Origin of the sequence: Parafrankia sp. FMc2 (assembly GCF_041008525.1) — a bacterium.
Classification (GTDB): Bacteria; Actinomycetota; Actinomycetes; order Frankiales; family Frankiaceae; genus Parafrankia.
In genome coordinates, this window is the sequence record NZ_JBFLUG010000133.1 from 1 (window position 1) to 19465 (window position 19465).

21 protein-coding genes and 2 riboswitches are annotated in these 19465 nt (G+C 72.6%); of the genes, 14 read left to right on the forward strand and 7 right to left on the reverse strand.

The window, feature by feature from the left end; genetic code table 11:
- A partial coding sequence (locus AB1460_RS29335; protein WP_420497406.1) for a GNAT family N-acetyltransferase occupies nt 1–558 on the forward strand: 558 nt, incomplete at its 5' end.
- A 62-nt stretch (nt 559–620) separates the two neighbouring features.
- Complete coding sequence (locus AB1460_RS29340; RefSeq protein WP_368965329.1) at nt 621–884, forward strand: UBP-type zinc finger domain-containing protein; 264 nt, start codon at nt 621–623, stop codon at nt 882–884.
- Nucleotides 885–1053: 169 nt separating this feature from the next.
- Here the strand turns inward: AB1460_RS29340 and AB1460_RS29345 are convergent, their stop codons facing one another.
- Nucleotides 1054–1362, reverse strand: coding sequence for a GlsB/YeaQ/YmgE family stress response membrane protein (locus tag AB1460_RS29345; protein WP_368965330.1), 309 nt, complete (start codon nt 1360–1362; stop codon nt 1054–1056).
- A 96-nt stretch (nt 1363–1458) separates the two neighbouring features.
- On the opposite strand from AB1460_RS29345, the gene AB1460_RS29350 reads away from it, so the two are divergent.
- The 3 genes from AB1460_RS29350 to AB1460_RS29360 all read left to right on the forward strand — a co-directional run bounded on the left by AB1460_RS29350 (nt 1459) and on the right by AB1460_RS29360 (nt 5048).
- Complete coding sequence (locus tag AB1460_RS29350; RefSeq protein WP_368965331.1) at nt 1459–2550, forward strand: thiamine pyrophosphate-dependent enzyme; 1092 nt, start codon at nt 1459–1461, stop codon at nt 2548–2550.
- Between the two features lie 4 nt (nt 2551–2554).
- Complete coding sequence (locus AB1460_RS29355) at nt 2555–3349, forward strand: enoyl-CoA hydratase (RefSeq protein WP_368965332.1); 795 nt, start codon at nt 2555–2557, stop codon at nt 3347–3349.
- 82 nt (nt 3350–3431) lie between these two features.
- Nucleotides 3432–5048 carry an aldehyde dehydrogenase family protein gene (locus tag AB1460_RS29360; protein WP_420497407.1) on the forward strand — a complete coding sequence of 539 codons (1617 nt, stop codon included), beginning with the start codon at nt 3432–3434 and terminating at the stop codon, nt 5046–5048.
- On the opposite strand, the gene AB1460_RS29365 is transcribed toward AB1460_RS29360, so the two are convergent.
- Both AB1460_RS29365 and AB1460_RS29370 read right to left on the reverse strand, forming a co-directional pair.
- Nucleotides 5005–5697: a response regulator gene (locus tag AB1460_RS29365; protein ID WP_368965334.1), complete on the reverse strand. Its 693-nt coding sequence runs from the start codon at nt 5695–5697 to the stop codon at nt 5005–5007. The two genes, AB1460_RS29360 and AB1460_RS29365, sit on opposite strands and share 44 nt — an antisense overlap.
- Nucleotides 5688–6863: a hypothetical protein gene (locus AB1460_RS29370; protein ID WP_368965335.1), complete on the reverse strand. Its 1176-nt coding sequence runs from the start codon at nt 6861–6863 to the stop codon at nt 5688–5690. The genes AB1460_RS29365 and AB1460_RS29370 overlap by 10 nt, the downstream gene beginning before the upstream one ends.
- 110 nt (nt 6864–6973) lie before the next feature.
- Here AB1460_RS29370 and AB1460_RS29375 point away from each other — a divergent pair, with 110 nt between their 5' ends.
- The 4 genes from AB1460_RS29375 (at nt 6974) to AB1460_RS29390 (ending at nt 9291) form a co-directional block, all read left to right on the forward strand.
- Nucleotides 6974–7630, forward strand: a complete 657-nt coding sequence (locus AB1460_RS29375; RefSeq protein ID WP_368965336.1) for a LuxR C-terminal-related transcriptional regulator — start codon at nt 6974–6976, stop codon at nt 7628–7630.
- Nucleotides 7631–7840: 210 nt separating this feature from the next.
- Nucleotides 7841–8074 carry a hypothetical protein gene (locus tag AB1460_RS29380; RefSeq protein WP_018637302.1) on the forward strand — a complete coding sequence of 78 codons (234 nt, stop codon included), beginning with the start codon at nt 7841–7843 and terminating at the stop codon, nt 8072–8074.
- Nucleotides 8071–8802, forward strand: a complete 732-nt coding sequence (locus AB1460_RS29385) for a DUF5134 domain-containing protein (protein ID WP_368965337.1) — start codon at nt 8071–8073, stop codon at nt 8800–8802. The genes AB1460_RS29380 and AB1460_RS29385 overlap by 4 nt, the downstream gene beginning before the upstream one ends.
- 84 nt (nt 8803–8886) lie before the next feature.
- The gene (locus tag AB1460_RS29390) at nt 8887–9291 is read left to right on the forward strand and encodes a VOC family protein (RefSeq protein ID WP_368965338.1); all 405 of its coding nucleotides are present in this window, start codon (nt 8887–8889) and stop codon (nt 9289–9291) included.
- An 8-nt stretch (nt 9292–9299) separates the two neighbouring features.
- On the opposite strand, the gene AB1460_RS29395 is transcribed toward AB1460_RS29390, so the two are convergent.
- The gene (locus tag AB1460_RS29395) at nt 9300–9998 is read right to left on the reverse strand and encodes a helix-turn-helix domain-containing protein (protein ID WP_368965339.1); all 699 of its coding nucleotides are present in this window, start codon (nt 9996–9998) and stop codon (nt 9300–9302) included.
- 114 nt (nt 9999–10112) lie between these two features.
- On the opposite strand from AB1460_RS29395, the gene AB1460_RS29400 reads away from it, so the two are divergent.
- Nucleotides 10113–10673 (forward strand): LppP/LprE family lipoprotein, encoded by a 561-nt coding sequence (locus AB1460_RS29400; RefSeq protein ID WP_368965340.1) that lies wholly within the window; start codon nt 10113–10115, stop codon nt 10671–10673.
- 166 nt (nt 10674–10839) lie between these two features.
- On the forward strand, nt 10840–11190 hold the full coding sequence (locus AB1460_RS29405) for a hypothetical protein (protein ID WP_368965341.1): 351 nt from the start codon (nt 10840–10842) through the stop codon (nt 11188–11190).
- A 19-nt stretch (nt 11191–11209) separates the two neighbouring features.
- Here AB1460_RS29405 and mce read toward each other — a convergent pair whose 3' ends face one another.
- From mce to glyA, 3 genes are all read right to left on the reverse strand, one after another.
- The gene (gene mce / locus AB1460_RS29410) at nt 11210–11635 is read right to left on the reverse strand and encodes a methylmalonyl-CoA epimerase (protein WP_368965342.1); all 426 of its coding nucleotides are present in this window, start codon (nt 11633–11635) and stop codon (nt 11210–11212) included.
- A gap of 295 nt (nt 11636–11930) precedes the next feature.
- Nucleotides 11931–12704 (reverse strand): peptidoglycan-binding protein, encoded by a 774-nt coding sequence (locus AB1460_RS29415; protein ID WP_368965343.1) that lies wholly within the window; start codon nt 12702–12704, stop codon nt 11931–11933.
- A 271-nt stretch (nt 12705–12975) separates the two neighbouring features.
- Nucleotides 12976–13171: riboswitch (cyclic di-AMP (ydaO/yuaA leader) on the reverse strand.
- A 525-nt stretch (nt 13172–13696) separates the two neighbouring features.
- Entirely contained in the window at nt 13697–14959 is a 1263-nt protein-coding gene (gene glyA / locus AB1460_RS29420) for a serine hydroxymethyltransferase (protein WP_368965344.1), read from the reverse strand.
- 32 nt (nt 14960–14991) lie between these two features.
- A riboswitch (ZMP/ZTP riboswitch) is annotated at nt 14992–15080 on the reverse strand.
- A gap of 922 nt (nt 15081–16002) precedes the next feature.
- Between glyA and AB1460_RS29425 the strand changes: the two genes are divergently transcribed.
- From AB1460_RS29425 to AB1460_RS29435, 3 genes are all read left to right on the forward strand, one after another.
- Entirely contained in the window at nt 16003–17532 is a 1530-nt protein-coding gene (locus AB1460_RS29425) for an ABC transporter substrate-binding protein (RefSeq protein ID WP_420497408.1), read from the forward strand.
- Between the two features lie 84 nt (nt 17533–17616).
- Nucleotides 17617–18582, forward strand: a complete 966-nt coding sequence (locus AB1460_RS29430) for an ABC transporter permease (protein WP_368965346.1) — start codon at nt 17617–17619, stop codon at nt 18580–18582.
- On the forward strand, nt 18579–19465 hold an 887-nt coding region (locus AB1460_RS29435), incomplete at its 3' end, for an ABC transporter permease (RefSeq protein ID WP_368965347.1). The genes AB1460_RS29430 and AB1460_RS29435, both read left to right, overlap by 4 nt.

Here is a 19465-nt window from a genome sequence, read left to right on the forward strand (position 1 = left end):
CTGCAGCTCCGGCCGGACGGCGAACATGCCGAAGTAGGCGACCCCGGTCACCCCGGTGGCATCGTCGGCTGCTGCCAGCTCCAGCGGCGCGCCGGCGGCCTCGCCTACTTCGGCATGTTCGCCGTCCGGCCGGAGCTGCAGGGCCGCGGCGTCGGCGACGTGCTGCTCGCCGCCGCCGAGCGGTTCGCGTGCCGCGAGTGGTCCTCCGTGCGGATGGAGATGTTCGTGATCTCGCTGCGCGCCGAGCTGATCGCCTGGTACGAGCGGCGCGGCTACCGGCGCACCGAGCGGTGCGAGCCCTTTCCCTACGGCGACGAGCGTTTCGGTGTGCCGCGGCGCGCGGATCTCGCCTTCGTCGTCCTGGACAGGGACCTCCGGGACCTGGCGGACCGCACGGACGCCCTTGCCTGGCCCCGAAACGACCCAGACGCCCCAGAAGTCGGAGAGGCCGGAGGCGCCGATGTTCCGGACAAGGCCGATGTTCCGGACAAGGGTGCCGCGGATGTCGATCCGGGAAACATTGGTCTCGGAAAACGGCAGCAAACCTCTGCGGGGTGACAACTGTGTTCTCCCGAACGGTCCACGTCGCGGCGTGCGTCCGGTCAGGGGAGAATAGCGGCGTGAACGCTGGCGTTGATCCACACCTGTCGTTGATCCGTCCGGTTGTGCCGAACACGTCGCACGGCTGCGCCGAGTGCCTGCGGGTCGGGTCGGTCTGGGTGCATCTGCGGTTGTGTCTGAGCTGCGGCAACGTGGGCTGCTGCGACTCGTCCCCGATGCGCCACGCGCGGGCCCACGCGGCTGCCGAGGGGCATCCTGTCGTCCGGTCGCACGAGCCCGGTGAGGACTGGCGCTGGTGCTATGTGGACGAGACCTACGTCTAGTGCCGTGACCGACAGGTTCACGGCACTGGCGCCAGCTGGTCCCGGTACCGGCGACCGAGTCGTGGCCGCCGGTACCGGGACCGGTTCGTGCCTGGCGCCGCTGGTGGGGCACGCGGTCGTGCCGGGCACGAGGGTGCCGGTCCGCGCCGCGGTGGAGCCCGCGTGGGCCCTAGTGACGCACCCCGTAGCGGTCATCGTGGTGGCGATGCTGACGGGACGTCCACAGCGGGGCGGCGATACCGACCAGTGCCACCGCGACGCCGATCTGGAGAACATGGCGAATCCAGTCGAAGCCCGACGTGTTGCGCACCCCGATAGCACTCGCGATGACATTTCCGATGAGGGCGCCCACGATACCGATGGCCACGGTCAACCACAGTGGGATATCCTGCCGCCCGCGCCCGATAGCGCGCACGATGAAGCGTGCCAGAACTCCGATGATGAGACCTGCCAGAACAATCCAAAGAATCTGAAACACGACGGACGGCCCCCTGTGTCGGGTGTTGGATGCCTACCGGTATCCCCGCCCTTCCGGCGTCGAAACGAAGGGGCCGACGAGACGGGATGTGTACGGATGGCGTTGATGGCGGAACGCGGCGGGAACGGCGCGGCGTTTGACGTGGGCGTTCGGCTGCTGACGCCGGACGGTGAACTCGTCGATGATCCGCGGTTCTCGGTGCGGGCCGGTCCGGCACAGACCGAGTCCTTCTACCGGGAGATGGTGCGGGCGCGCCGCCTGGACGAGGAGGCGACGGCCCTGCAGCGCCAGGGCGAACTGGTCCTGTGGATCCCCCTGCGGGGGCAGGAGGCAGCCCAGGTGGGCTCCGCCGCCGCCGCCCGGCCGGGTGACTTCCTCTTCCCCAGCTACCGGGAGCACGCCGTGGTGTGGCACCGCGGCATCCCCGCGCTGGATGTCCTGCGCCTGCTGCGCGGGGTCTCGCACGGCGGCTGGGATCCCGAGCGGTACCAGGTCGCCAACTACGTGCTGGTGCTGGCCTCGCAGACGCTGCACGCCGTCGGGTACGGGCTGGGTGTGCGGATGGACGGCCTCACGGGCACGGGCGGTGATGGCCAGGTGGTGATGGCCTATCTGGGCGATGGGGCGATGAGTCAGGGGGATGCGAACGAGGCATTCGTGTGGGCGGCGAGTTTCGCGGTGCCGGTGGTGTTCTTCTGCCAGAACAACCAGTGGGCGATCTCCACGCCCAGCAGCCGGCAGTCGCCCGTTCCGCTCGCGCGGCGTGCCGAGGGTTTCGGCTTCCCCGGAGTGCGGGTCGACGGCAACGACGTCCTGGCGGTGCACGCGGTGACCAGCTGGGCGCTCGACCACGCCCGCGCGGGGGGTGGCCCCGTCCTCATCGAGGCGAACACCTACCGGATGGCGCCGCACACGACGTCCGACGACGCGACGAGGTACCAGCAGGCCGCCGAGCTGGCCTGGTGGCAGGCCCGGGATCCGATCGACCGGCTCGGGCGGCTGCTGGCGCACACCCACGACGAGGCCTGGTTCGAGCAGGTCAGAGCCGAGGCCGACATGGCCGCGGCCATGCTGCGGCGCGAGTGCCTGGCGCTGCCCGACCCGGCGCCGCGCTCGCTGGTCGATCACGTCCTGGTTGGTGACTCCTCACTACTGCGCGAGCAGCGGGGGCAGATCTGGGAGGGTTGACGCCGTGATAGACGTTGAACTCCGCGGCGGACCCGTTCCTCCTCCCGCCTCCGGTGAGCCGGCCGGAGCTGACCAGACGCCCGGGGCCGCGCAGGTCGCGGTCATCCGCATCGACCGGCCGGAGCGCCGCAACGCGCTCGACATCGAGCACTGCGAAGGGCTGCGGGCCGCGCTCGGGCGGGCGGAGGACTCCGGTGCGCGCGCGATCGTCCTCACCGGTGTCGGGTCGAGCTTCTGCGCGGGGGCGGACCTCAACCAGGTCTACGGCGAGGCGTTCACCGACGCGCTCTACAACGCGCTGCACGCGATCACGGACACCCCGCTGCCGGTGATCGCGGCGGTGAACGGGCCGGCGATCGGCGCCGGGCTGCAGCTCGCGCTCGCCGCGGACCTGCGGGTCGCGGCCGACAGCGCCGTGTTCGCGATCCCGACCGCCCGGCTGGGGCTGGCCGTCGACCCGTGGACGCTGAGCCGTCTCGCCGCGCTGGCGGGTGGCGGAACGGCGCGCGCCGTCGTGCTCGGCTGCGAGACCGTCCCGGCGGCGCGGGCGCTCGGCGTCGGCCTGGTCCAGCGGGCCGGGGGGCTGGACGTCGCGCTGGCCTGGGCGGACGAGCTCGCCGGCCTGGCGCCGCTGACGCTGGCCTACTCCAAGCAGGCGTTCAACGAGGCCACCGACGCCGGCGCGGTCCCGTCGGAGGCGGTGACCGCCGCCTACGAGGCATGCTGGGCCAGCGAGGATGCGCAGGAGGGCCGCCGGGCCCGCGCGGAGAAGCGGTCCCCGGTCTTCCAGGGCAAGTAGGGCACGTAGGGCCGCCGACGTCCAGCGGAGGCCGGCGAGAGGCGGGGCGGCTGTGGGAAGCACGACGGTGGGAAGTCCGGCGATGGGAAGTCCGGCGGTCGGACGTACAGCGAGTACCGCGGTGGGGAGCACGGGCGCAAGAGTGGAGAGCACGTTCGAGTCGCGCAGTCCGGCGACCGGCGAGGTCCTCGGCACCTTCCCGGTGATGTCCGCGGCGGAGGTCACTGCCGCCGTGGGCACGGCGCGGGCGGCCGCGCCGGCGTGGTGGTCCGCCGGTTTCGACGGGCGCCGGGCCGCGCTGCTGCGCTGGGCCGGCTGGCTCGCCACCCATGACCGGGAGGTCGTCGACCTCGTCCACGCCGAGAACGGCAAACCCGTGATCGACGCCCGGCTGGAGCTCCTGCTGACCTGCGAGCACATCCGGTGGGCCGCCCGCAGCGCCCGGCGGGTGCTGGGCCCGCGGCGGATCCGCGGCGGCCCGGTGACACCGGACTACGGGGCCCGGCTCGACTACCTGCCCTTCGGGGTCGTCGGCGTGATCGGGCCGTGGAACTACCCGCTGCTCACGCCGACCGGGTCGGTCGCCTACGCCCTCGCCGCGGGCAACACGGTGGTCTTCAAGCCGAGTGAGCTGACGCCCGCGCTCGGCCTGCTGCTCGCCGAGGGGTTCGCCGCCGCGAACCCGGACCTGCCCGCCGGTGTCCTCACCGCGGTGACCGGCCGCGGCGAGACCGGGGCGGCACTGTGCGCGGCGGGCGTCGACAAGGTCGCGTTCACCGGCTCGGCAGCGACGGCCCGGCGGGTGCTGGCCACCTGCGCCGAGACGCTCACCCCGGTCGTCGCCGAGTGCGGCGGCAAGGACGCCGCCATCGTCGCCGAGGACGCCGACCTCGCCGCCGCCGCGCGGATCGTCGCCTGGGGCGCGATGGCGAACGCCGGCCAGACCTGCGCGGGCGTCGAGCGCGTCTACGTCGTCGCCGGGGTGCGCGATGCCTTCCTCACCCACCTGCGCCGCCAGCTCGCCGGCATCCACGCGGGCGCCGGCGAGCGGGCCGCCTACGGCCCGATGACACTGCCGGGCCAGGCCGACGTCGTCCGCCGCCACGTCGACGACGCGCTCGCCCGCGGCGGCTCGGCGCTGCTCGGCGGGCCGGAGTCGCTGCGCGCCCCGTTCATCGACCCGATCGTGCTGGTCGACGTCCCCGAGGACAGCGCGGCCGTCCGCGAGGAGACCTTCGGCCCGACGATGACGGTACGCACCGTCGCGGACGTCGACGAGGCGGTCGCCCTGGCGAACGGCAGCCGCTACGGCCTCGGCGCCGCGGTGTTCTCCCGCCGGCAGGGGGACCGGATCGCCGCCCGGCTCGACGCGGGCATGGTGTCGGTGAACTCGGTGCTGTCGTTCGCGGCCATCCCGGGGCTGCCGTTCGGTGGCCGCGGGGAGAGCGGCTTCGGCCGGGTCCACGGCGCGGACGGCCTGCGCGAGTTCGCCCGGCCGCGCTCCGTCGCGACCCGCCGCCCCGGCGTGCCGGGGCTGGACGTCACCCGCTTCGACCCGCTGCCGGGGACCTCCGCCGCGCTGCGGCTGGTCCTGCGGCTGCGGCACGGCGGCACGGCGGCGGGCCTGGCCACCGGCCTCTCCGGCCTCTCCCGGGCTACCCGTGCGCGAGCAGCCAGGAGATCAGCTCGCGGGCGATGAAGCCGTCAGTGCCGGCACGAGGACCGGTACGAAGGCCGGTGCCGGTGCCGGCGTCGGTGTCGATGTCCGCGTAGGCGCTGGTGTCGCCGGCCAGGCCGAGGGCGGTGCGCAGGCCGGCCAGGATCGTCCCGTTGACGTCCCGGCCCTGCAGCGCGAGCAGCAGCGCGGCCCGCTGCCGGTCGTCCAGCCTGGTGAGGACCGGCGCGGCGCCGGGCAGTGTCACCACCTGGCGCGCCACCTCCGCGTCGACGACGACGTCCCCGGCGACGAGACGGTCCAGCGCCGACCGCAGCCGCTCGCGGTCGGTGATGGTGGACTTCAGGACGTAGCCCGTCCCGCCCGGCGCCCCGCGGAGCAGCTCGGCGGCGTAGGGGGCCTCGTCGTCGGCGGTGAAGACCAGCACGGCGGTGGCCGGCCGCAGGGCCCTGATCCGCCGGGCGGTCCGCAGCCCCTCGTCGGTGTGGGTGGGGGGCATCCGCATGTCGACCAGCGCGACGTCCACCGGCGCGGCGGCGGGCGCCGCCGTCACGACGTCGACCAGGTCGCTGCCGCGGCCCAGGGCCGCGACGACCTCCGCGCCAAGGCTGGACACCAGCGCCCGCAGCCCGGCGCGCAGGTGCGGGCTGTCGTCGGCGAGGGCTACCCGCACGGGACCGTCACCCGCGCCGTGGTGCCGCGGGCGTCCTGATGGACGGCGAACGATCCGCCGAGGGCGCGCACGTGGTCGGCACCGACCTGAGCCCGCTCGGTGGGCACCGGCGCGAGCGTCGTGACCTCGCCGACGATCGAGGTGCCGTCGGTGCGCACCTCGACGCGTACCGCCGCGCTGTCCGAGGCGGGCAGGCCGCGCAGGGTCGAGGCCAGCGCCAGGTACAGCGCCCGCTCGCTCGCCGGGTCGAACCGCTCGGGAGGCACCCGCAGCTGGCTGGGCCGGTCCAGGGTGGCGGTGAGGGCGGCCAGTGCCCCGCCCAGCCCCTCCTCGTCCAGGACGGCGGGTCGCAGCGCGTCGGTGATCGCGGCCAGCTCCCCGCGGGCGCAGATGACGAGCAGCGCACACGGCGCGGCGATCGAGGACGCCCCCTGCAGCGCGATGGCGTCCTCGAGCTGACCCAGGGTTGGGCCGGACATCAGGTCCGGGTAGGTCACGGCCGCCACCAGCGCGGTGAACCCCGCCAGCAGCAGGACCGGGCCGGCGGTGATCCGGTCGAGGCCCGGGTAGGTCCGGACCCGGGCGAGTGCGAGCAGCACGAACGACGCGGGCACCGCGACGTAGAGAACTGTCAGGACCTTCATGAACACGACGAAGTCGGCGTGGTCGAGCAGGAGCGGCGCCGGCCAGAACACGTCCGGCGCGAAGCCGTTCCATTCCGGCCGGGAGACGACGACGGTCGCGGCCTGCCCCAGCAGCAGGACCACCGCGCTGGACCCGACCCACCAGCGGTCCCACCGGCCCCGCAGGGCGTTGCCGGGGTAGATCAGCAGGCCCCACCCGTAGGCCAGCCAGAACGCGGACTGGCTGATGCCGCCCACCAGCGGCAGCACGGCGGCGTCCCAGCTGATCAGCCAGGTCAGCGCGCTGAACCCGCCGGCGGCGGTGAGCAGCAGGCCGCACCGGCGCGACGACCGCTGCGCACCGAGCAGCACCCCCGCGACGGCGAGCACGGCCGCCACTCCCGCGTTCGGGACGGCGCCCAGCCGGTGGTGCTGCCAGTAGGGCCACCCGGCCGCCACGGTGCCCGCGGCCACGACCAGGGTGGTGACCGCGGCCGAGAGGATGAGCCGCGCCGTCGCGGAGCGTTCGGGGCCGACTGGCATCGCTCAGGTCTACCGGAGAGTGGTCGGTTCCTCCTACCGGACCTGCCCCGGTACGACCACGGGTTATCCCGGGGTGGCCGACGGGACCGGAAGCTGTGAGAAGATCCGGTGTGCGTGTCGCGATCGCGGAGGACAGCGGCCTCATCCGGGAGGCCCTCGGGGTGCTGCTGGCGACGATCGGGGTCGAGGTCACCGCATCCGTCCCGACCGGCACCGAGCTGCTCGCGGCGGTGCGCGCGGAACCACCCGACGTCGCGATCGTCGACATGCGGATGCCCCCCACCAGGACCAACGAGGGTCTGCTCACCGCCCGCGGGCTGAAGCAGGCGTATCCGGGGATGGGGGTCCTGGTCGTCACCGCGCATGACGACGACCCCTTCGCGGCCGACCTGTTCGCCGGCGGCGCCGAGGGCGTCGGCTACATGCGCAAGGACAACATCACCGACCGGCAGGCGCTCAAGGACGCGCTGACCCGGCTCCGTGACGGGCAGCCGGTGATCGACTCGCACATCGCCGCCCGCCTGCTCGCCGGCCACCCGCAGTCACAGCGGCTGCGCGGCCTGTCCGAGCGCGAGCGGCGCATCCTGGAACTCATGGCGCAGGGCCGCTCGAACAGCGGCATCTCCCAGCAGGTCCACCTGAGCCCGAAGACGGTCGAGTCCCACATCGCGAGCATCTTCGGCAAGCTGGGGCTGCGGATGGAGCCGTCCGAGAACCGGCGGGTCCTCGCCGTCCTGGCCTGGGTGGAGGCCGCCCGTCACGGCTGACGCCAGCACGTCACGGGTGACGCCAGCACGTCACGGGTGACGCCCGCGTGCGACGGCTGCGCCGGCCCGCCAGGCGCGACGTCCGGCGGCGGGCGCAGGCCCGCGGGTGTGATGGTGCGCGGAATCGGCTGGCTCCGGCCGCCGGGCGACTTACACTCAGATGATCTTTTCGTCGTGTCAGGTCTCATCGGGTCAGGTCAGCGAGGTGCCATGAGCGGTTCGGACGCCCTGAGTCACGTCATCACATTCTGTGGGAAGTGCAGCTGCGGCTGCCCCGAGCTCTACATCGACCACGAGGCCGAGGCCGAGCGCCGGGTCGTGATCACCGACGACTTCGGTCAGCGCATCCAGATGAGCATCGAGCAGCTGGAGGTCATCGTCGACGAGGCCCGTGCCGGCCGGCTCAGCTCCCTGGTGACCGCCGAACTCGCCACGGGAGGGTGATCCACGATCATCCCGCGGCCGCCGAGCTGGTCCCACTGTCCGGCCCGGTGGTCGCCGTCGCCACCGCGGCGTCGCTGTTCGTCGCGTTCCTCCACCTCCGGCGGCTGCACCGGACGTCCTGGCCGGGGGTGACCGGCCCGGACGGCTGGCTCGAGGCCGCGCACGCGGTGGTCGCCGTCGGTATGGCGATCATGTTCGTGGCTCCGGCCGAGGTCGTCGGGTCGTGGCTGTTTCTCACCGTGTACCTGGTGGTCACGGCCGCACTGCTCGTGGCCCTCGTGGCCCATCCTCGATGTGGTGCGCCGGCTTTGTGGTCCTGCTGTGCGCTGCTGCTCGTGGAGGCCGCGGCGATGGCCTGCATGTCCGGCTCGATCGGCGTCGCACGCTGGCCGCTGCGCACCGACGGCGCCCTCGGCACCTGGTGCGTCGTCCTGTTCGGCGGCGCGTTCCTGACCGCTCTGGTCGGGCTGCCCGCCCGCCGCCTCGCGACCGCGCCCGTCATGTCGACCGAGACCGCGACCGCGACGGCGACCACGCAGCTTGCTGCCCCGTCCACGCAGCTCGCCGCGGGCGCCGTGCTCTCCGACCAGGGAGGGCGCGCCAGCCAGCCGCGGGCCGCGCTCGCGGCACTGCTGCGGGCCTTCCCGGACCCGGTGGCCCCGCGGGCGTCGAGGCTGGTCATGTCGGGCGGGATGGTCCTGATGTTCCTGTCCCAGAGCTCGAGCTGAGGCCGCGCCACCGGTTGTCTCCGCTGCGGCGGACGTCCGATTCGTTCAAGACGGGCCGCCGGGGCCGCGCCTAGCCTGGGCCGCATGACAGCGACCTTCAACCTGACCGGCCTGGTCGTCTCCGACATGGCGGCCACCGCGGCCTTCTACCGACGGCTCGGCCTCGAGATCGCGGCTGACGCGGACGGCCTGGCACACGTCGAGGTGGAACTGCCCGGCGGTCTGCGGCTGGCCTTCGACACCGAGGACACCATCCGGTCGTTCGACCCGGGATGGAAGCCCGGAACCGGCTCGTCCCGGATGAGTCTGGCCTTCGCCTGCGACAGCCCGTCCGACGTGGACGCGACCTTCGCCGAGCTGGTCGAAGCCGGCTACCGGGGACACCTCGAACCGTGGGACGCGGTCTGGGGCCAGCGCTACGCCTGTGTCGCCGACCCGGACGGAAACCCGGTCGATCTGTACGCCCCGCTGCCGACCACCGAAGGGTGACGCGACGGTCAGGACTGCTGCTGGCGCAGCAGGGTGCGCAGCGGGACGCCGGCCAGTGCCCGCACGTCGCGGGCGAGATGCGGCTGGTCGGCGTAGCCGGCCTCGGCCGCCGCGTGCGCCAGGGCGGTGCCGCCGCGGGCCAGAGCCAACGCGTCCTGCAGCCGCAGGATGCGGGCCAGCGTCTTCGGACCGTAGCCGAAGACGGCCCGGCAGCGCCGTAGCAGCTGGCGTTCGCCGATCCCGGCGGCCTCCCCGACCTCGGCCACACTCGCCCGCCGCCTGACGCCCGCCAGGACGGCCGGAACCAGGCGGTCGTCCACGAGGGCCGAGTCCACCGGGCGCGCGGCCAGCGCGTTCTCCAGCGCGGTGACGGGGTCGGCTGCCTCGGCCACCTGCTCGGCCAGCCGGCGTGCGGGGCCGTCCCCCCAGACCTCGGCCAGCGGGACCCGCCGATCACGCACCTCGTCCGCCGGGACCGCCAGCAGCGCCGGCCCGCGCCCCGCGTCGAACCGCAGACCGGCGAAGCGGGAGCCGGCCGGCCAGGTGGCGAGCGTCGCGGTCGTGTCGGGCCCGGCGATCAGCAGGGTGCCGTCGGCCCAGATCACATCCATGCAGCCGTCGGGCAGCACCCGATGCTCGGCCGGCTGGTCGGCGCCGGCCCGCCAGGCGGTCGCCGGCAGCCGCCGCGCTGGCCGTTCGCGGTACATCTCCCGACGTTACCCGGGCTGATTCCCGGCAAAGCGGCTCCGGGGCGGGCAGGCGGCCGCATCCGCGCCTACCGTCGGCCGGTCGGCAGATACGAGGTCAAGGGAGCGATCGCCTTGCGTCGAATCGTGCTCATCTTCGTCCTGACCGTCACCGCCCTGCTCGCCGGGGCGATGTCGGCCGCCTTCGCAACGCCGTCCGCCTCCGTGCCAGGCACCTCCGTGCCAGGCACCTCCGCGCCCACCCCGCCAGGTACACCGGGAGCCGGTCCCGCGGCAGCGGTGCCCGGCGGCGGCCTGAGCGCGGCGCAGGCGGCGAGTCTGGTACGCAGCCAGGGATACACCCCGCTGGGAGTCAGCGGCTACGAGCCGGGCTTCGCGCTGAGCGTGATCGTCGGTCGGCTGTCGTCGTCCGCGGACGGGCATCCGCAGCAGGCCTTCTTCTTCCACCGGGGCAGGTACGTGGGCACCGGGACGACACCGAGCGCGGGAGTGCGGTGGGTCTGGTCGACCAGCGACGTCGTTGCCCTGCAGTACGACCTGTACCGCCCGGGTGACCCGATGTGCTGCCCGTCCGCCGGGGCCGCGACCGTGCGGTTCGGCTGGGACGGCAGCGGGGTCGTGCCGCTCGACCCGATCCCGCCCAGCGACTGGTCCGCGCCGCTGAGCCGCCGGTGAGTCGCCGGGAGGCGTCACTGATCCGCGGCTGAGCCAGGCCACGGGCCCGAGCCGGGCCGAGACGAGCCGGGCCGCAGGGCTCTGGAGTGCCCGCCGGGCGGTGCCCGCCGCGTCGTGCGGCGGGCACCGTGACCGGCCTTCTTCTACGTCATGTAGAAACGATGTCGTGGGTGTGCTCTACGACCTCGTTGTCGTTCTTCATCTGATCGGTATGGCGATGATCGTCGGGGGGTGGCTGGCCCAGATCCGCGTGCCGCACCCGGTGATCACGCCGGGGATCCTGCACGGGGCCCTGGTGCAGATCTTCACGGGGATGATCCTGGTCGGGCTTGCGTCGAGCGGAGCTGTCGACCAGGACCTGAACAACACGAAGGTCGCGGTGAAGCTGGCGGTCGCCGCGGCTGTCGCGGGCGTGGCCGTCGTCGGCAACGCGCGCGGGAGCGCGGCCCCGGCGGCCCTGGCTCACGCGGCCGGTGGGCTCGCCGTGGGCAACGTCGCGATCGCCGTCCTGTGGTGATCGGCGCCCCCGCTGGCCGTCAGTGGTCGGCGGGGGCCTCGACCAGCTCGGTGAGGACGCCGCCGAGGCTCTTCGGGTGCAGGAAGGCGATGCGGCTGTTGGACGTCCCGTGCACGGGCGTCTTGTTGATCAGGTCGAAGCCGGTGACGGTGAGCGCGGCGAGGGCCGAGTCGATGTCACCCACGCCGTAGGCGATGTGGTGGATGCCGGGGCCCTTCTTCGCCAGGTACTTGCCGACCGGGCTGTCCTCGCGGATCGGCTCGAGCAGCTGGACGTAGGATCCCCCGGTCTCGCCCTTGTGGACCAGGAGCATCGCCTCGCGGACGCCCTGCGCCTCGTTGGTCTCCTGATGCGCGACCTTCAGGCCGAACGCCGCCTCGTAACGAGGGATGGCCTCCTCGAGCGAGGCCACGGCAATTCCGACATGGTCGATCCTGGTCAGCACAACAAACGCTCCTGCATCGTGGGACGGTCGGCCCGGAGCCTCGTCCGGCTCGGGACCTGGACCTGGGCGACGTCCGGTCCCAGGTCCAGCCTTCGAGACTGCCTGGTGGGAGCCCGACGGTCCACCGAAGTGTCGGGCGTGCCACACCACAGGTGCTGGAAGCGTGACCGCGCGTGACGCAGCTCACCCCGTGAACGGGACCGTCCCCGCCACGGTCCCGCGCGGCCGTGATGGCCGGCGGAGGTCGTGACGGGGACGGGTCCCGCGATGCGGGGGGCCGAGAATCAGCCGAGGATCAGCGGAAGAGCTTGGCGTGGGTGGCCGGTCCGACCACGCCGTCCGGCACCAGGCCGTTCTTCGTCTGGAAGTCGATCACCATGTGGTTGGTCTGCGGGCCGAACCGGCCGTCGATGGTGATCGGGTAGCCGAGGGTCTGCAGCTTCTGCTGGACGAGCGCGACATCCCAGCGCACGCCGGTGACGCCCAGGCGCATGTAGCCGCCGCCGCCCGTCCAGGGGGAGGTGGAGCTGCCGCCGCCGGTGGCACTGGAGGTGGTCGAGACCGTGGTGGTGCGTCCGCTGCCGACCGCGGCGGCCGCCGCGGCACCACGGGACAGGAACCTGTTGTGCCAGCCGTTGTTGTAGGCGCTCCAGGCCCGGATGCCCTGCATGTCACACACGCGCTTGGCTGCCCAGGCGTTGACGTTCGGGTCGTACAGGTTGCGGCTGCCGACCCAGCTGCTGTGGGCACGCAGGTTGATCTGCCACAGGCCGCGGGAGTCCTCGCCGACGGTGGCATGGGCGGTGGTGTTGCCGGCCGACTCGGCGAGGGCGACGGCCACCCAGGTGCTGAGCGGGATGCCGCGGCAGGAGGGGAGGCCGGCGTTCTGCGCCGCCTGCGCGATGGACACGTCCGAGATGGTGGCCGCGCTGGCCGGGCTGGCGGTGAGGAACAGTCCCGCGGAAGCGCCGATGACGCTTGCCGCCGCTACCGCCGCGGAACGGCCGCGGCCAGGGGAACGGCCGTTGCTGGGCTTGGACCTGGGCATGCGGTGTTTGCCGATCGACATCTGAATGACTCGTTTCTACGTTGAAGAGCAGCCGGGATCCGGCGGCCTAGGGCGCAGATGATCCGTGTACGGATCAAAAAATGGCAACGAAAGGTCGCCACGAACAGCGCAGGATTCGGCGCGCGTTTGTGGGAACGATGTGAAGAACTTTCGGGCCCGCGCTGGGCCTAGCTTCCAGGAATCAACCCCGAGGGGCGGGCACCAGGTGGCCGCCGCAATGTTCCGGGGGACGAGGGGAAGCCCCGGCTGCAGTTCCATGCATACGCATACGAAGATCCTTCCCGTACGCCTGCGGGGTTAGCTGTCGGGTTCGGGCCGGGAAGCCCGGTCAGGCGCACGACGCGCGCCGACTTCACCCCGAGGGCGGCCACCGCGGCGGCCGCCCGGAGGAACGTGGTTCCCCCGCTTCTGCCCTGGTGATCTCGGAGGGACGACGGGCCAAGGGCAGAACTCGGCGTACGGCCCGTCGCTTGCTAAGGAGCCAGCACACCGTAACGAACTACTAAGGGTAGTCGCAAGTACTAAATTCCCACCAATTACGACGCATGGCAGTCACGTTGCGTGCTCTAGGTTCTGTGACATCTACCCTGTGTCATGACGAAGGCGGTCGGATCCGCTGCGTGGGGACGATGTGGCGAGCGTGGCGGATCAGGCGGCCTCCCGCACCGCCCGCAGGCCGGCAAGGAGCGGGGGAGGGTCGGGGGCGCGACAGGACGTGACCCGGCCAGCATCGGCGAGAGGCGAGAGGCGGGAGGCGGGAGGCGGGGGCGGCCCGGCGAACCCGTCGGCCCGGTGAGGCCGCAGGCCCGGGTGCCCGTCCGGGCAGGCCAGTCCGGGCAGGCCACGGCCCGGGCGCGCGACGCACGCCCGGGCCGGGACGGATCGGAAACGAGTCGGACGGTCCGGGCACGGTGCGCCGCCCGGGCCGCCGGTCGGAAGATCAGCGGGAGATCAGGACAGGGGCCGGACGGGAGATCGGGAGGAGGACCGGATCAGACCCAGCCGGACATCGGGTACGCCGACATCAGGTCGCGCACCTCGCCGGAGATGCGGGCGAGGGTGGCCTCGTCCTCGTCACCCGCTGCCTTCACCGCCTCGTCGATCCAGGCGGCCAGCGCCGGCATCTGCTCCGGCTGCAGGCCACGCGTGGTGACAGCGGCCGTTCCCAGCCGCACGCCCGACGGGTCGAAGGGCTTGCGCGGGTCGAACGGGACGGTGTTGTAGTTGAGCTCGATACCGGCGCGGTCAAGCGCCTTCGCCGCGGGCTTTCCGGCAACGCCACGGCTGGTCAGATCAATGAGGATGAGGTGGTTGTCGGTGCCACCCGTGATGAGGTCGAAACCGCGGCTGGAAAGCGCCTCGGCGAGCGCCTTCGCGTTCGCGACGACACGGTGCGCGTACTCCCGGAAATCCGGGGTGGCGGCTTCCCGCAGGGCGACCGCGATGGCTGCGGTGGTGTGGTTGTGCGGACCGCCCTGAAGGCCGGGGAAAACGGCCTTGTCGATGGCCGTGGAATGCGTTCCGTCGGTGAGGATCATCGCGCCGCGCGGGCCGCGCAGCGTCTTGTGGGTGGTCGTGGTGATGACCGGGGCGTGCCCCACCGGCGACGGGTGGGCGCCGCCGGCGATCAGGCCCGCGATGTGGGAGATGTCGGCGACGAGGACCGCGTCGATCTCACGTGCGATCGCCGCGAAGCCGGGGAAGTCGATGGTGCGGGGGATGGCCGTGCCGCCACAGAAGATCACCTTGGGACGGTGCTCCAGGGCGAGGTCGCGGACCTCGTCGAGGTCGACGCGGCCGGTGTCGCGGCGCACGCCGTAGCGGATCCCCTTGAACCAGCGGCCGGTGGCCGACACCGACCAGCCGTGGGTCAGGTGGCCGCCCGAAGGCAGGCCCATGCCCAGCACCGCGTCGCCCGGCTGCAGGAACGCGAGGTAGACGGCGAGGTTCGCGGGGGAGCCGGAGTAGGGCTGGACGTTGGCGTGCGCCACCCCGAACAGGGACTTCGCCCGGTCGATCGCCAGGGTCTCGACCGGGTCGATGACCTGCTGGCCCTCGTAGTAGCGCTTGCCCGGGTAGCCCTCGGAGTACTTGTTCGTCAGCACCGAGCCGGACGCCTCGAGGACGGCCGTGGAGACATAGTTCTCGGAGGCGATCAGGCGGATCTTCTCGAACTGCCGCCCGGCCTCGGCCTCGACCAGGCCGGCGATCTCGGGGTCGGTGGCGGACAGGTGTTTCATGGCGGGCTCATGCATGCGGGACCTCCACGCGGACAGACGTCTGACGTCGGAGGCACCCAGGCGCACGGCGCCGCCAGCAGATTCGTCGCTCCCCAGTGGTCGTTTCCACCCGAGCGCGCCAGTCACGACCCTTCGCCCGCCATCGTAGTGGCAGCGCGCCGCTGCGCGGTGAACCCGGACCGGCCCCGGCGGGCGACCGGTCCGGCCCGGAGTCGGTCCCTACCGTGGGCGAGAAGGATGTTGCTTAGGGGGGGTCTATGGGTTGTGAAGTAGATCGCCCATTGTTAACGATTGACGTTACGGCAGCCCATCGGGCATTCTTCACACATGCGGTGGACATACCTGGCCGTAGCGTGCCGCTACGTCGACTTCGAGCTGACCTCCAGCGACCTCTGTCGCTAGCCCGTTGCCTCACCGGCGCCTCGGCGCCGGCCGCGCGGATCCGGTTCCCTCCGCCGGGTTCTGACGAAGCCCTCCACCGGTCGGCCACCACTGGTCCGGCCGGCCTGTTGCCGCTTCCTGCGTACCGGCCAGCGTCGCCCGTCTCCTGACGCCGGCACGGTCCGACCGTCCGCGCCACCCCCGCTCCCGGGCCGCCTCTGGTTCTCGGGCCACCTGTGGCTGCGCCTGCGCCACGTCCACCTCCAGCGTCATTTCCACCGCCGCGGCCTGCCGCACTCCGAGCTGTCCCGTGCTCTGAGCCTTCCCGTGCCCTGAGCTCTGCCTGCCCTGAGACGACCCTGCCCTGACATCGCCGGGTCGTTCCTTTCCCGCGCCCTCACCCCGCCGACCCGGTCCCCGTGGGTCGGCGGCGATTCCCGCGATGACGTGACGAGCCGACGCGGCCCAGCCCGCGCCGGGTGTCCGGCATGCCCCGCCTGCCCCGAGCACGCCTGCCGATCTGCGAGTCCGTCGATCTGCGAGCCCGTCGATCTGCGAGCCCTGAGCCCGGCTGCACGCCGAAGCGCGCCCATCCATGCCTGAGAGGACCATCCGTGAGCACCCCGAGGACGACCTTCACGACCCCCGTCCCAGCATCCGACCTGGCGGGCCCCGTGATGGGGCGGCGTGGCTTCCTGCGCCTCGGGGCGCTGGCCGCCGGCGGGTCGATCCTGCTGGCGGCCTGTGGCGGCAACGACCCCGCGGGCGTCGGTTCCGGCGGCGGCGGGACGCTGCGCTGGGGGTGGGCGCTGGTCACCTCGTGGGACCCGATCACCTCGTCGGCCGGCTGGGACGTCCACGCCCTGTCCCTGGTCTACGCGGGCCTGACCAGGCTGGACGAGAAGGCCACCCCCGTGCCGGCGCTGGCGAGCTCCTGGGAGTACGATGCCGGCGGCACGGCCGTCACCTTCCACCTGCGCCCCGGCCTCACCTTCAGCGACGGCACCGCGCTGGACGCCGCCGCCGTGGCGAAGAGCATCCTGCGCGGGCGGGACGCCCCGAACTCCCTGGTCGCGGCCCAGCTCACCAGCATCGCCGACGTCGTCGCGGTCGACGCGGCCACCGTGCGCCTCGACCTGAAGAACACCGACCACCAGCTGCCCGCCATCCTCGCCGGCAAGACCGGGATGATCGTCAGCCCGAAGGCCATCGACAGCGACGAGAAGGGCCTCGCCACCCAACCGGTCGGGGCCGGGCCGTTCCAGCTGACGTCCTACGTGCCGAACGACAGCGCGAAGCTGACCCGCTTCGCCGGCTACTGGGACGCGGCGAACATCCACCCGCAGGCCTTCGAGCTCTACATGCCCCCCGAGGCGGCCACCGCCGTCGCCGCGCTGCAGTCCGGCCGCCTCGACGTCGCCACGGTGCCCGCGTCGCAGGTCGAGGCGGTGAAGGCGGCCGGCTTCGAAGTCCAGGTCATTCCCTCGCTGGTCATCAACGTGCTCGACGTGAACAACACAACGGCGCCGTTCGACGACCCGAAGGTCGTCCGGGCGATCAAGCACGCGATCGACCGCAGGGCGCTGGTGGACACCGTCCAGTTCGGCATCGGCGACGTCAACTACCAGCCCTTCCCGAAGGGCCACCCCGGGCACGTCGACGACCTGGAGAACGCCTACCCGTTCGACCCGGCGCTCGCCCGCCGCCTGCTCGGTGAGGCGGGGCACGCGGACGGCATCGATCTCACCCTCACCACCGCGATCGTCGAGGGCCTGCCCGAGCAGATCCAGGCGCAGCTCGGCAAGGTCGGCATCCGGGTGAGACTGGAGGCGATCCCACAGGCGCAGGCCACCCAGCTGGTCTACATCCAGCGGGCGAGGCCGTTCTTCACCGACCAGTTCGCCGGCCGGGAGAGCCCGGTGCAGGCGTTCCAGGTGCTGTTCGGCGAGCAGGGCCTGATGAACCCCGGCCGCACCACCCCGCCGGAGCTGAAGGAAGCCGTCGCGAAGATCACCGAGACCCCGCTGGACGACCCGGCGTACCCGTCCGTCCTGCAGGCGGCGACGCGGATCGCCGTCGAGAAGATGCCGAACGTCTTCCTCTTCAGCAACCCGCGCATCCTGGTGCGCCGCCCCAACATCTCGCCGCTGGGCAGCTACCTCATGGCGCAGCGGTTCGAGGGCGTCACCGTCGACGGGAACAGCTGACATGGCGGCGGACACAGCGGCGGACACAGCGACAGCGACGGCAACGCTGGACGTCCCCCACACCCCGGGGCGCGGCTGCCCCGGGTGCCCCGGCTCTCCGGCCTGGCCCGTGGCCTCGGGCGGGTGCTGGGAGTGGGGGTGCCGGTGGCCCTGGCGGCCACCTTCATCACCTACGGCCTGAGCGCGCTCACCGACACCAACCCGGCCGCGACCGTGCTCGGTGACCTCGCCACGCCGCAGGACATCGAGCGGATGAACCACCAGTTCGGACTCGACAGGCCGTTCCTCGCCCAGTACTTCAGCTGGCTCGGGAACGCGCTCACCGGGGACCTCGGCTACTCCTACTTCACGACCCTGCCGGTCGCGGAGAGCGTCGGCCGCGCGCTGCCGGTCGACCTGTCGATCACCCTGGTCGCGGTGGTCGTCGCCATCCTCGTCGGCGGCACCGCCGGCATCGCGGCGGCGCTGAACAACGGCGGGCGCCTGGACCGCGCGATCACCGCCGTGTGCTCGGCGGCGTCCACCATCCCGCCGTTCGTCCTCGGGATCGGGCTGATCATCCTGTTCTCGGTGACCCTGCCGGTGCTGCCCTCCGGCGGCTACGTGCCGCTGAGTGAGGACCCGGGCCAGTGGGCGCGGTTCATCATCCTGCCCGGTCTCGCCCTCAGCCTGGACCTCGCCGCCGAGATCACCCGCCAGCTCCGGACCTCGCTGGTCGGCGCGATGCGGGAGAACTACGTGGTGGGCGCCACCGTGCGCGGTCTGTCGGTGCGCCGGGTGGTGTTCGGGCACGCGCTGCGCAACGCGGTCGGTCCCGCGCTGACCGTCATCGGGCTGTACGCGCCGCGGCTCATCGGCGGGGCGGTGGTGGCCGAGGCGGTCTTCAACCTGCCCGGCCTCGGCCACCTCGCGCTGCAGGCCGCCGACCGCGGCGACATCCCCGTCATCCAGGGAGTCCTTGTGACGAGCATCGCGCTGGTCCTGGTCTGCAACGCCGTCGTCAACGCGGCGCTGGTCCGGCTTCGCCCGGCGGCGGAGCGGCGGTCATGAGCGTGCCGCGCCGGATGCTCCGGCTGCCCTCGGTGCGCCTCGCGCTGCTGGTCCTCGGCGGGATCGCCGTGCTGGCGGTCGCCGGCGGCTCGCTCGCGCCACACGACCCGGTCGCCCAGAACCCGCAGGGGATCCTGCAGGACCCGAGCGCCTCCCACTGGCTCGGCACCGACTACCTGGGCCGCGACATCCTGAGCCGGCTGATGGACGCCACCGGCCGCTCGGTGCTCGGCGCGGTCGAGGCCGGCGGTGTCGGGCTCGCCCTCGGCGCCACCACCGGACTGGCCTCGGTGGTGTTCGGCCGGGTCTTCGAGTGGATCTCGCTGCGGATCAGCGACGCGCTGCTCACCCTGCCCTACATCATCTTCGCGATCGCGGTCACCGGGGTCATCGGGAACGGCATCCACCAGGCGATGCTGGCCATCGGCGTGGTAATCGCGCCCGCCTTCTTCCGCATCACCCGGGCGGCGGCGCTCGGCCTCGCCTCCTCGCAGTACGCCGAGATCGCCGAGCTCGTCGGGGCGTCCCGCTGGTGGATCCTGCGCACCCACATCTGGAACAAGGTGCTGCCCACCATCGCCGTGACGGCGGCGGGCAGTGCCGCCGCCGCGCTCCTCGTGGTCTCCTCGTTGTCGTTCCTCGGGATCGGGGTGAAGCCGCCCGCGCCCACCTGGGGCGGCATGCTCGCCTCCGACCTGAACTACCTCGCCCAGCGGCCCTGGGCGCCGCTCGCACCGTCGCTGGTGATCATCTTTACGGTGGCGGCGCTCAACGCGCTGGCGGACGCCATCCGCGACAACACCGGCCTGGCGACGGCCGGGCCGGTGTTGTCGCGGATGGCGTCCGCCAGCGCGTTGGTGGCTCTTGTACCAATACCCGAACC